We start from the raw sequence: 11,865 nt of genomic DNA, 5'->3' as shown, positions 1-11,865 counted from the left end.
CGATCACCGATCAACGGCAGGTTGGGGTACGCATGTTGTTCCGTACACGAGGCAAGGGCAGGATTTCTTCCTTATCCGCCGGGGTGAACATGCCTCGGCGGCGGGGCGCGGTCGTAGCCGGGGTGCTCGCGGGTGTGTCCGTGGTGGCGCTGGGGACATCCACCGCGGCCTCGCAGGCTTCGGGCAAGTCGACGCAGGCCGCTGTGCAGGCGGCTCCGGCGGCCGACTCGGCGCGTGAGCACTGGCAGCCGCCGACGCACCAGAACAAGGTCCCCAGGGCCGCCGAGAGGGCGCAGGAGAAGCTCAACACCGACTATTTGATCAACGAGGTGACGCCCGCGCAGTTCCGGGGCTCGTGGTACCAGTCCCACATCCAGGGGATCAACGTCACGTGGATGGCGCCCTCGGGGCGCGATGCGTACGACGGCTGGGACTGGATCGAGATCGTGAATCGCGACGGCAAGCGCGTCGCGTGGGACTGGGCCTGCGGCAATGCCCACTGCGCCGCGTACGGCTCGACGCTGATCGACGTAAGCCTGCAGCACGGCGCGGAGTTCAAGGCTCGCTACTGGAGCGACGGAGGCCGGGTCACCAAGGGCCATCTGCAGGCCGAGTTCGAATTCTGGGTCTGACGTGGACGGCCGAGAAGAGATGACGCGAGGAGCCGAAGACCGACCGCTACGGCGGCGGCTGATCAGTGCGACGGTCGTGGTTTCCGTGCTGGCGGGCACCCTCGGCGCGGGAAGCGCGGTCGCCCAGAACGGGCTGGAGGCCCGGCCGCAGACACAGCGCCAGCCTCAGCTGAGGGCGGTGGGAAGCGACGAGGAGTTCGCCAACCTCTACACGCACACGGTTCAGAACATCCGCAGCGCGATGCTGGGGGACGAGGCCGCCCGGCAGCCGGGGGCCGGCCATCTGATCCGGAACCCCGACCCCAACGTCTTCCAGTCGATCAACATCGGACGGTTCGCCGAGCGTGACGTCGTCGACGGCGGCATGGTCCGAGGGCTCTTCCGCCGGTCCGACATGTATCTGCTGGGCTTCTACGTGCGTAATGGGAACCGCGAGACCGTCTACACGTTCACCGAGGGCGGGCGCGACATGATCCCGGGAAACGTGTACCCGCAAGTCCGAAGGTCGCGCTTCCCCTTCCCCGTGACCTATCGCGACCTCCCCAGCATCCAAGTCGGCCGGGGCCTCCTGAGGGATGCCGTACGCCTACTGTTCGACCACGACCCCGGCACGAGCAACCACGGACTGCAGGACGGTGTCGAGAGGCTGGCCGTGGCCCTGGCCGAAGGGTCGCGGTTCCAGGTGATTCCCGGGCTGATCGCCCAGCACATCCGGGGCGGGCAGACCTGGACGGTAGGCGCCCACGAACAAGAGCTCCATGACTGGAGCGATCGGTCCACGATCGTCGTGAACGCGCACGCTGCCGACCCGAGCGGCACCTTCGGCTCCGTGTGGCAGCAGCAGCGCCGGTACACCTGGAACGGCGCCAACGTGCTGCTGACCGCGCTGGATCTGGCCCGCCGGATCTATCTGATCAAGCCGCCGCCGAGGCGCTGACCCACCGCCCGGTCACCGAGGGCTGCCGCCGCCGTGCTCCACCTTGTCCACATCCTTCCGCATAGCCGCCCGATGTCGTCAGGGGTGCCCTACGGGTGAGCGTGTCGAAGGTGTGTCGCGTGTATCGCAGATGGTGCGCGGACAGTAAGAGACAACGAGAAAGAGCGGGAGTCAGTGAGACTGACTCCCGCTCTTTCAAGTCGGCATTCGCGCTGGTCAGAGCTTGATTTTTGCTGGCTGACTGGCGAGTGCCCCCGGCAGGATTCGAACCTGCGCACACGGCTCCGGAGGGCCTTGCACCTCGCAGTATCTTTCCTGCTCAGCGCCCTGCAATCGGCTGAGTACCGCGTATCGGTCCACGAGTGGTCCACGGCCCCTAACGGGTCGAGTGTGGTCGTTCGAGGATCTCTCCGTGAGGCCGGCCCGGCCGGGGGGATTTCAAAGGGACGCTACGGGGCAGGGTCGGTTGCTGTGGTTGCTGTATCCGGCTGCTGCACAGCAGGATCCAGGTGGGGGGTGACGGCATGGAGCGGGAACTGCTTGAACGGCTCCTGGTGGGCAACGACGAGGCGGCCGTGGCTGCTTTGGCGCGAGTGATCACGGCCCCGTAAGCTTCCGGCGCGTCGGGCAGTCTGTGGACCGCGGGCTGAGCCCTTGCACTGGCTGCAGAAGCTTCGGGTGTCCAGTGCTCTCGGTATGGCAGATCGGCATCATCTACTACGGGCTGAATCTAGTGGACTACATGCACCATGAGCTCGACGAGGCACGGGGCCGCGTCGACGAGAGCTGAGGTTCCGTTCTGGCGCGACCTCGTCTGATCCTCTACGCCTGCGCGGAGCGTCGACCGAGCCATACTCCAAGCTCGCCCCTCAACTATGCAAGCTACGCTGGGACTTCGTCTGGATCTTCTTGCGGACCTGACATACTCTCAAGTCGTGATCGGTAGTGCGTGGGGGTGGCAGTGACGCAGGAGCAGTTCGGCTGGCTCTCGGAGGCCATATCGACCTTCGGCGCGTCGTGCAAGGACATGGTGAACGGACCAGGCGACCCCGAGGCGTCCATCCGTCCGCCGATGCAGAAGCTCCTAGAGACCGTGGGCAGTCACGATGCCATGGACGGCGTTCTGTGGCACTCCGAAACACCTCTGCGTGATGTGGGTGTGCGCCCCGACTATGCGGTCGAGGTACACGGCGACATCGTCGGCTACATCGAAGTCAAGCGTCCCGGTCATCCTGTCGATCCGGAGAAGTTCACGGGGCGTAACAAGAAGCAGTGGGAGCGACTGCGCGACCTGCCGAACGTGCTCTACACCAACGGCACGGAATGGCGGCTCTTCCGCACCGGGGAGCAGGTTGGCACTCCGGTCGTTTTCGAGGGCGATTTGGCCAGTGCAGGACGGTCGTTAACCGCCCGCGAGCCTGCAGCGTTCAACAGTCTCCTGCGGACCTTCTTGCACTGGGTTCCCGAGCCAATCCGCCAAGCCTCCGCTCTGGTCCGGCGCACTGCGCCGCTGTGCCGCCTGCTGCGCGCGGCGGTCCTGGAGCAACTGGAGTTCGAGGGGCGGTATGCGGCGGAAGGGGCGCGGCCTGAGGAGCTGCGGTTCACAGGACTGAAGAACGACTGGCGAAAGCTGCTCTTTCCGACGGCCGATGATGCCACCTTCGCCGACGGCTACGCCCAGGCAGTGACTTTTGCGCTGTTGCTGGCGCGCACCGAGGACATCTCCTTGAAGGGGGTGGGGCTGCATGAGGTCGGTCGGCGGCTGGATGCCGGACATGCCTTGATGGGCAAGGCCCTTCAGCTCCTCACTGACAACATCACGGTGAGCTTCGAGGTCAGCCTCGATCTGCTCATTCAGGTGATCGACGCAGTTGACTGGGCGGCGATTCGTAAGGGCCGGCGGGATGCATATCTGCACCTGTACGAGTCGTTCCTGGAGGTGTACGACGAGAAGCTGCGGCAGAAGAGCGGCTCGTATTACACCCCGCGTGAGGTGGTCGAGGAGATGGTGCGCCTCACCGAGGACGTGCTGCGTACCCGCTTGGGCCGCTCGGACGGATATGCGGACGAGAGCGTGCGCATCGTCGATCCGGCAATGGGGACGGGCACGTACCTTCACGCGGTCATCGAGCATGTCGCCGCCTGGGCGGCGGAGAACATCGGCCCCGGAGCAACGCCAGATGCGATAGGCGATCTAGCGAATCGCTTGATCGGTTTCGAGCTGCAGATGGGACCCTTCGCTGTCGCCGAGCTGCGGACCTCGGATCTGCTCAAGCGCCATCAAGCGGTTGCACCGCCGGATGGAATGAAGCTGTTCGTCACCGATACGTTGGACGACCCGTATCTGGCCGAGGAAACCCTCGCCTCCACGTACGGGGTGATCTCAGAGTCCCGTAAGCGGGCGAACCGGGTGAAGGCCAGCACGCCGGTCACCGTCGCGATTGGCAACCCGCCCTACGACGACAAGGCCAAGGGCCGCGGCGGCTGGGTCGAGAAGGGCACACCCGCACAGGGCGTGGCTCCCATCGAGGCTTTCAAGTGGCCTGGCAACGGCCGCTATGAGCACGTGCTGAAGAACCTCTACGTCTACTTCTGGCGCTGGGCGACGTGGAAGGTCTTCGACGCGCATCCGCAGGACCAGCAGGGAGTCGTCTGCTTCATCACGCCCTCTGGCTTCACCACCGGGCCCGGCGGGCGTGGCATGCGGGACTATCTGCGGCGCACCTGTGACGAGGGCTGGATTATTGACCTGTCTCCGGAAGGGCATCGTCCGGATGTGGCCAGCCGGATCTTCCCGGGTGTCGCCCAGCCACTGGCCATCTGCATCTTCGTCCGCAGCAAAGACACCGACCCTGAGCGGCCCGCCCGTATCCACTACCGCGCCGTGCACGGCAAGCGAGGCGCCAAGTACCGTCAGCTCAAAGAGATCCGACTGGACGAGGACGGCTGGCAGGACACGCACTCGGATGCCACCCGCCCCTTCCGCCCGACCACCGAGACGGGGTGGGAGGACTACCCCGCTCTCGACGATCTTTTCCGTTGGGGAAACCCGGGCATCAAGGCCAACCGCTCCTGGGTGAACGGCCCTAGCAAGCAGGTGCTTGAGAAGCGATGGGCGCGGCTGATCCATGAGGACGACCCGGTCAAGAAGGCGGAACTGCTCAAGGAGACAGGAGACCGTTCGCTGCACGCTAGCAGGGCTCCGTTGTACGGACAGCCTGAGCACCTCCGGCCACTCGCGGACGAAACAGACCTGACGCCTGACCTGGTACCCATTGCCATGCGCAGCTTCGACCGGCAGTGGTTGATCTCCGACAGCCGTGTCGTCGACCGCCCCCGACCTGAGTTGTGGGAAGCCATGCAGCCGGATCAACTCTTCCTGAACCAGCAGTCCTCGCACGAGATTGAGACCGGGCCGGCGGTCGTCGCCACCTCCTTGCTCCCCGACACCCATCATTTCAACGGCCGCGGTGGCAAGATCATGCCGATCCTCCACCCGGACGGCACCCCCAACGTGCACCCTCGTCTCCTCGCGTACCTCGCCGCCGAACTCGGCCTTGACCACATCACGGTGCACGATCTGGCCGCGTACGCGGCGGCTGTCGCCGGCCACGCCGGATTCACCAAGCGGTTCACCGAGGAACTCCTAACCCCGGGCGTGCGGCTGCCGCTCACCCGCGATCCCGCCCTGTGGCACGAGGCGGTACAGCTGGGCAGGCAGCTCTTGTGGGCCTCAACGTACGGGGAGCGCTATGCCGATCCGGAAGACGGCCGACCGGCCGGAGACATCCTCTTCCCGTCAGGCGATGAGCGCCGTATCCGTTACGACCAGCACATAGGGGCGGAAGTACCCGCCGAGATCCGGTACGCCGAGATGACAGGCACCCTGCACCTGGGCGGCGGGCACGTTAGCCCCGTCCCCGCCGATGTATGGAACTACGACGTCGGCGGCATGCAGATCATCAAGAAGTGGTTCGGCTACCGAAAAGCCAACCCCAATAGCCGCAAGACCAGCCCCTTGGACGAACTGCATGTCGAGTCCTGGCCGGCCGACTGGTCGCGGGACCTGATCGAACTACTCTCCGTGCTGCGTCGACTTGTTGACCTCGCCCCCGCACAGCAGGACCTGCTGGGCCGCGTCCTCGCCGCTCCCACGATTACTGCAGTCGACCTTGAGATGGTCGGCATCCTGCCGGTCCCCGACAAGGCCCGCAAACCCCACCGCCGAATCGAACTCCCCATCGAGGCCGACGAGGAGGCGTAGGGCCTGATCAGTGCGCCCAGCGCTCCACGTACGCCACCGCTTCCGTCAGGCTCCATGCCCCGTCGGCGAGCTGGCGGAGCGCGTGCAGTTCTGCACCGAGTGAGGGTGTGCGTCGCTGGAGGTCGTCGGCGAAGACACTCACCTCGGCCAGACGCGCCGAGAGCACGGCACACTCGGCTTCGAAGTGCACTGCCCTCCCGTGCGGCGTGATAGCCAGATGTTCACCCCTGACCTCCAGCAGTCCCATCCAGCTGAGAGTTTGCACGTCGTCCGTGATGCTCGCTTCTTCGAGGTCTCGGACCGCCACCGCCGCGGGATCCGTATCGGGGTGTGGAACCTCGGCGAGCATGAGGTGTTGCAGAAGTTGAAGCTGCGAAGGGGAGAGAGCTGAGTGCACGGTTGCATGTTTAGCAGCACAGGGGGTCGGTTCCGTGCATCGGGACCGAGTTCGCCCCAACTTCCACCTGAATCAGATCAGTATTCCCGGCTTGCTCGGGGGCTTTGAGCGCACGGACAGTCTGTGAAGGCGCCGCACCCACCAACGGCTACCTACCTGCGCTCGTGCCCCCTTTTCGCTGCGAAGAGGGTGCGCCTCGGACCGAAGGCGCTCTGCGCGACCTGTGCCGCAGAGGGAAGACAACTACGACTTCCCGTCGAGGTCCCACGTGGGCGAGCCCGACTGCGCCTGACTGACTGCCGGTGGGCCGCCGTAGCATCAACCCATGGCGCTACGAGGCTACTTGCATGAGGTCGGGTCCACGTACAACCGGGCAGACGGTACCGGGTCGCCGGCAGCGAAGCTGCTGAGGGGGGCATTGCCTGTCTTCGAGCCACACATCCCAGCGGCTTACCTCATCAAGGGCAGCGCAGGGAACGGCGCGGGCGCGTTCGTCCCGTGGGTGTCCTTCTTCGACCCAGATGAGACGGACACAGCAACACGTGGCATGTACGTCGTCTACCTCTTCGCCGAGGACATGAAAACGGTCTCACTCAGCCTGAACCAGGGTGTCACAGAGCTGCAAAAGGCATTTGGTACACGTAAGGCGCAAGAGCTCCTCCGAAGCGAAGCCGCGGCGATTCGCAACGCGTTCTCCAGCGAAAAGGCTGTCGGGCTGGTGGACGCGATTGATCTCGGCGGTAGGCCCGGTCTGCCGCGCGCCTATGAGGCAGGCAACATCCTCGCGCGCGTCTACGAGATTGCGTCTTTGCCGGGAGAGGAAGTATTGAAGGCGGACCTTCGGCGGATAATCGCGCTCTATCAAGACGCATTGGTTCTGCGAGAGGAGCTGCGGAGTACCACCCGAGATGTGATTACAACCATCAAGCAGGAGTCGACTGGTGAGCGGATGGATCCGCTGTTGCACTTTGCGCCGAAGAGTGACAGTGAGTACGTGCAAAGAATAACCGGCCGTATGATCAAAAAGAGCCGGAAGCATGAGACGTTGGTCCGACGCTACGGTGACTTCTTCAAACGGGCTGGCTTTGACGCTGGAACGAACAGGTACCCGCGCGACATTGTGGCCAGAAAAGGCGGCGAGGAGTGGCTAATTGAAGCGAAGGTAGTTCGCCGTGGCAATGTAAGCCATGCTGTGCGAGAAGCGATCGGTCAGCTTGCCACGTACGCGTTTCTTCTATACGAGGCCGATGAGCAGCCCCGTCGTATGGCACTTTTTAGCGAAGCGATCGGTGATTTGTACGTGCGACTGCTCACTCACCAAGGGATTGCGTCAGTGTGGCCTACGGAGGACGGTTGGGCGGGATCCCCAGAGGCAGTCACTGCCGGCCTTGCGGAGAAAGAAGTTGAGTCTGGGGCCATCTGAACGTCTTAACGGTGCAGACATGGCCGATCTGCTGTCTGCTGCGGGGTGTCGACTCTAGGTGATCCGGGTGTCCAAACCTTCCTCGAAGAGTAGATCGCCGAGGATTTAGCCAAAGTGATTACTCAAGATGTGGCTCACTGTTACGTTTGTCGGATGGCTGACCTTGTGGGAGTACTGCAACTTCTCGGTGCCGGCAGCATAGGCGGCGTCGTCGCCCAGTACGTGGGCGCTGGCCCCGAACGTCGCCAAGCCCGTGCAGCTGCCCGAAGCGCCATGGCGGCCTTGGAAGAAGCCGTGTGGTCTGAAGGTAGGCAAGAAGAATGGGGGCAGCTCCGCTCGGCTCAGCACGCCTTCGAAGCAGCAGCATTGATCGCGGGTGTTCCTCAGGAGATTGCTAGCTGGTACGTGAAAACAAGAGGTGCTATCTACAGGGAAAGCCGCCGTAGCTGGGAGCAGTATCCCGATCCTGAATGCGGAGGAGGGGTGAGGACCGTGCACCTCAATGCGCTGAACGAAGCAACTGTCATGGTCTACCTGGCCCTGTGGCATCCGTACCGATCAAAGTTGCTATGGCAGCGTAAATTGAAATCAGCGAAAACCAGGGCGCGAGTGGCTGTCACCGACTCGTCCACACTCTCCCGCGCTCTAGACGATGAATCGATGATTTAGGGTTGCTTTTTTGGTGTGCGTCATGCAGCGTGCGCTGCGGGGTGCTTGAAGACCTGCCGTTGGTGCCACTGGACGTACTGCGTATCGACGGCCGAGTGGCCAGGTCGAGGTGTCGCAACACGTTGCCCGTTGAGGGCGTCGACGGCTTGCCCGGTCGTGCTTCGAGCTACGTACCGGTGGGAAACCTGGATCTGTAGGTCCGGCCCGAGGCCCAGTACGCCGAGGTCGAAGAGTGTGTGGTGCAGAGAGCACAGTGCCAGGGCGTTGTTGACCTCGTCCGGGCCGTCCTGGCTGTGCCAGCGCACGTGGGCGGCCTCAAGGCCTACCGGGTTGCGGCCGATAGCGCCATCGAACCCGCAAAAGGCACAGGCATAGGCGTAGGCGTGCAGGACGTCCTCGACAAAACCGCTTCGCCGTGCCCGCCGCTGTCTGGGCCCCGGAATGGACACCGCCTGTGCATCCCAGGCGGTCACGTCGAGGCCGGCGGCGTCGCAGATGGGTGCTTCCAGCGCGGGGGTGAAGTGCTGCTGGAGCAGGAGTCTGGCAACCGCCGCCACGGTGCCGGGGTCGGCGAGCAGTCTCTCCACTCGGGGCGCATGCTGCCGTGGGCGCCCTGGGTTTGCAGCCACGCGCCTCGGTCTGGATCGCTTACACGTATCGGCCGGCCTGCTGTGTCGTGTAGGTCCCACAGGGTGCGTTCCAGATGGACGAAGGGCATCGCGGCGCGCTGCTTAGCCTGCGACGGATTGCTCATCGGCGGAGCGAAGTCGTTGATCAGGCGGCTGACGGGCCCTTCGGCTTCGTCATAGGCCACCGCGGTGCTTCCTACCGTGGCGAATCGTCCCAGCAGCCACAGCACCAGCAAAGGCTTGTGCGGAGCGCGGACCGTTCCGATCCGTGCCAGACGCAGCCCTGCAAGGGCGTTCAACAGTTCGTCCCGCGTCATCACGTTGGTCACCTTGCCATGTTCTGCAGCTCCCCGTCGTTGCCCGTCCGATACTGCTGGACCGGGGACGCAAAGGGCACGCATGGCTCTTTGTCGCGCCGGTAGTCCTAGGCGGGGAGTTCCGCTCCTACCTGAGCAGTAGTCAAAGGGCAAATCGTGGTACATCACCCGTCTGGCCGAGTAATCTTGACGGTACGTCGCATCCCCTCACTGGCAGATAGCCAACCTCCTAAGAGCGGCGTAGAGAGGGCAGCGGTATGCCCAAGAAGTACCCGTACCAGCTCCCGCAGCACCAGGTCGTCCACGGGGTCAGCATCCCTATCGAAGAGCTCAAGATCGACGACAAGGCCCAGCGCACGCTGAACGAACCGCGCGCTATGGGTATCGCGAAGAACATGGTTCCCGAGGCGCTCGGCACCATCGTGGTCTCGCAGCGCGCGAACGGAGATCGTTACATCGTCGACGGCATGCACCGTTGGCACGCCGCCAAGCTCTCTGGCATTCCCACTCTGGTGGCCGAAGTGCACCATGACCTCGATCAGATGGAAGAGGCCGTGCTGTTCCTGATCAAGAACCGTGAGTCGAGCAAGCCGAGGCCTCTTGACGAGTACAGGATTGGTCTGACTGCCGGTCTGCCCCTCTTCGTTGACACCGAGTCGGCACTGGTGGCGCGCAACCTGTCCATGGGCTCCTCCGGGACGAACACTGTGGGGGCGGTTGCGGGTGTGCTCCGCATCACCGATCAGTACGGGCCCGAGATCCTGGAGCGCACGCTCAAGGTTGCTGAGACTGCTTGGGGGCGTACGAAGGACACCTGGGACGGAATGCTGCTCGGTGGCATCGGCATGTTCCTGGGGCGGCATGGTGACCACGTGGACGACGATGCTCTTGCCGAGAAGATCGGCAAGAAAGACCCTGCGTTCCGGTGGCGCGCCAACATCACTGCGCTTGCGTCCGCGGGCGGCACGCAGCACAGCGGAACGGGGTCGAGGGTGAGCACGTGCTACCAGCTCATCCTCTCCGAGTGGAACAAGGGCAAGCGGGCTGAGAATCGGATTGCTGCCTGAATGAAGTAGGAAAACCGTCGTGGCGCTCGTCACCGTGGGTTCAAATCCCACACCCACCGCCGTGGCTGAGAGCCTCTGACCAGCGACATTGGTCAGAGGCTCTCAGCATGTCTGGTCCCCGTGACTGACTGCTGTTCCCCGTGCTTCCCCGACAGATCGGGCACGGCTGGGGCACGGGCAACCTTTGATCTGCGGCTCTATGCGGATCGATCGTCGGCGGTCATGCTCGGTTGCGCCCCGGCCCTAGGCGGACGAAGCCGACGGGGTCGGTTGCCGTACTGCAGCTCGCTGGACCAGTACTGAGGCAGCCGGGCCTTAACCAGGAGAAGCACGATGATCACAGTGATCAACTGACTTGCCGAGTCGAGCGTTGCAGAGAGTGGTTCGCCGTCGATCACGCAACTAGCGATGGCCGCGATCGCCAACCATCGAGCGCCGTCAGTGGCTTGTGGGACAGTGTCAGTAGCGCCATCGCTGCCGTTTGGGAGCGAGGCGTCAGGGATCAGGACGGACACGCTGTGTTTCTCCTGTTTCTCTCCAGGGGGCGCACCCGTCTCTCGCCAAAGTGTTCGGGTGCGCCCTTGATTTGCCTGCCAAGTCGATTCTGTGGCACGGAACTGACACATGAGGGACCCAACTCCACTTAGAAGAGCGTGAGTTGGACCAGCAGACGGTTTCACGCGATGTCAGTTCGTGAGGGCCGCGGGTCCCATCTTGCAGCGGGTGCGCCCCGCCTGGGGATTGCGGGCCCCGAAACGCCACCATTCCCCACCCCTTCGAATGAACCCCTACGCGCGGCCGCGCGACTTGTCTGACACGGCCATGTGCTGTCAGTGAGTTGAGTGTGACGTACGGGCCGGTGACGCCCCGTAGTGTTTGGCCACAAACCGGATATGTTGTTCAGGATGTGCCATGAAGTGCCATCCCTTGCACCCCATCAAAGCAGGACATTTCGTCACGGTCGGTGTAGCGACTTTGGCCGGGAGCTGCTTTGGCGCGAGTGATCATGGCCCCGTAAGCTTCCGGCGCGTCGGGCAGTCTGTTGACCTGCCCGGTAAAGCACGACGTTGGGGCCATGATCTTCGAGGCTCGCGCCAAAGTGGCTGGCTAAAGTCGTGGAGCCGACCGCCCCAGCCACAGCGGGTTTCTGCCTCTCCTCATGGCCGCGCCCGCCGTCCGGCCGGTGGCCCGGTGCGGGATCAGCGGGCCGTACGGACGCTCGCGCATCTGGCAGCGTTGGCCCGCATGCCACCGCCACCACGATCCGGCCTCTTTCGGGAACACAAAGCGTCTTTGGCCTGCACCGTTGGGGATCACCGTTCGTCCCCTGTGCCCGTGTTGGAATGTGGCCGCTGCGTGTGGCGACGGACGGGCGGCGCCGTGCGGCCGGTGGCGAAGACATGGAGGCGGCGCGGCCCCCCGGCGGGGCGCCCCCCCATGTTGTGGGGACCCCGGGGGATACGGGGGGGGGTGGGGCCCCCAACCGGGCGGGGAGGGGGCCGCCCGGGGGCGGCATAAGCCGCCGCGGGG

7 protein-coding genes and 1 pseudogene are annotated in these 11,865 nt (G+C 64.2%); 6 read left to right on the top strand and 2 right to left on the bottom strand.

Features of this window, described 5'->3' with window-relative positions:
* Positions 1-134 precede the first annotated feature (134 nt).
* The 3 genes from ACIRVH_RS37825 to ACIRVH_RS37815 all read left to right on the top strand — a co-directional run bounded on the left by ACIRVH_RS37825 (position 135) and on the right by ACIRVH_RS37815 (position 5,833).
* Positions 135-632: a hypothetical protein gene (locus ACIRVH_RS37825; RefSeq protein ID WP_403963413.1), complete on the top strand. Its 498-nt coding sequence runs from the start codon at positions 135-137 to the stop codon at positions 630-632.
* Between the two features lie 19 nt (positions 633-651).
* Positions 652-1,569: a ribosome-inactivating family protein gene (locus tag ACIRVH_RS37820; RefSeq protein ID WP_403963411.1), complete on the top strand. Its 918-nt coding sequence runs from the start codon at positions 652-654 to the stop codon at positions 1,567-1,569.
* 961 nt (positions 1,570-2,530) lie between these two features.
* Entirely contained in the window at positions 2,531-5,833 is a 3,303-nt protein-coding gene (locus ACIRVH_RS37815; RefSeq protein ID WP_403963408.1) for a type ISP restriction/modification enzyme, read from the top strand.
* 7 nt (positions 5,834-5,840) lie between these two features.
* Here the strand turns inward: ACIRVH_RS37815 and ACIRVH_RS37810 are convergent, their stop codons facing one another.
* Positions 5,841-6,230, bottom strand: a complete 390-nt coding sequence (locus tag ACIRVH_RS37810) for a hypothetical protein (protein WP_403963406.1) — start codon at positions 6,228-6,230, stop codon at positions 5,841-5,843.
* A gap of 325 nt (positions 6,231-6,555) precedes the next feature.
* On the opposite strand from ACIRVH_RS37810, the gene ACIRVH_RS37805 reads away from it, so the two are divergent.
* On the top strand, positions 6,556-7,653 hold the full coding sequence (locus tag ACIRVH_RS37805; protein WP_403963404.1) for an MrcB family domain-containing protein: 1,098 nt from the start codon (positions 6,556-6,558) through the stop codon (positions 7,651-7,653).
* A gap of 153 nt (positions 7,654-7,806) precedes the next feature.
* Positions 7,807-8,322, top strand: coding sequence for a hypothetical protein (locus tag ACIRVH_RS37800; RefSeq protein ID WP_403963401.1), 516 nt, complete (start codon positions 7,807-7,809; stop codon positions 8,320-8,322).
* A gap of 20 nt (positions 8,323-8,342) precedes the next feature.
* On the opposite strand, the pseudogene ACIRVH_RS37795 reads toward ACIRVH_RS37800, so the two are convergent.
* A pseudogene (locus tag ACIRVH_RS37795) lies at positions 8,343-9,268 on the bottom strand (phosphorothioated DNA-binding restriction endonuclease).
* Between the two features lie 257 nt (positions 9,269-9,525).
* Between ACIRVH_RS37795 and ACIRVH_RS37790 the strand changes: the two are divergent.
* The gene (locus tag ACIRVH_RS37790; RefSeq protein ID WP_403963398.1) at positions 9,526-10,335 is read left to right on the top strand and encodes a DUF6551 family protein; all 810 of its coding nucleotides are present in this window, start codon (positions 9,526-9,528) and stop codon (positions 10,333-10,335) included.
* Positions 10,336-11,865 lie beyond the last annotated feature (1,530 nt).

The organism is Streptomyces sp. NPDC101165 (assembly GCF_044768135.1).
Lineage (GTDB): Bacteria > Actinomycetota > Actinomycetes > Streptomycetales > Streptomycetaceae > Streptomyces.
The sequence above is the reverse complement of the archived record's forward strand: the minus strand, read 5'-3'. Positions and strand labels throughout refer to the sequence as shown.

Coding starts and splice junctions, on each gene's coding strand:
- ACIRVH_RS37820 (WP_403963411.1), top strand. CDS start 652: ATGACGCGAGGAGCCGAAGACCGACCGCTACGGCGGCGGCTGATCAGT.
- ACIRVH_RS37805 (WP_403963404.1), top strand. CDS start 6,556: ATGGCGCTACGAGGCTACTTGCATGAGGTCGGGTCCACGTACAACCGG.
- ACIRVH_RS37800 (WP_403963401.1), top strand. CDS start 7,807: ATGGCTGACCTTGTGGGAGTACTGCAACTTCTCGGTGCCGGCAGCATA.
- ACIRVH_RS37790 (WP_403963398.1), top strand. CDS start 9,526: ATGCCCAAGAAGTACCCGTACCAGCTCCCGCAGCACCAGGTCGTCCAC.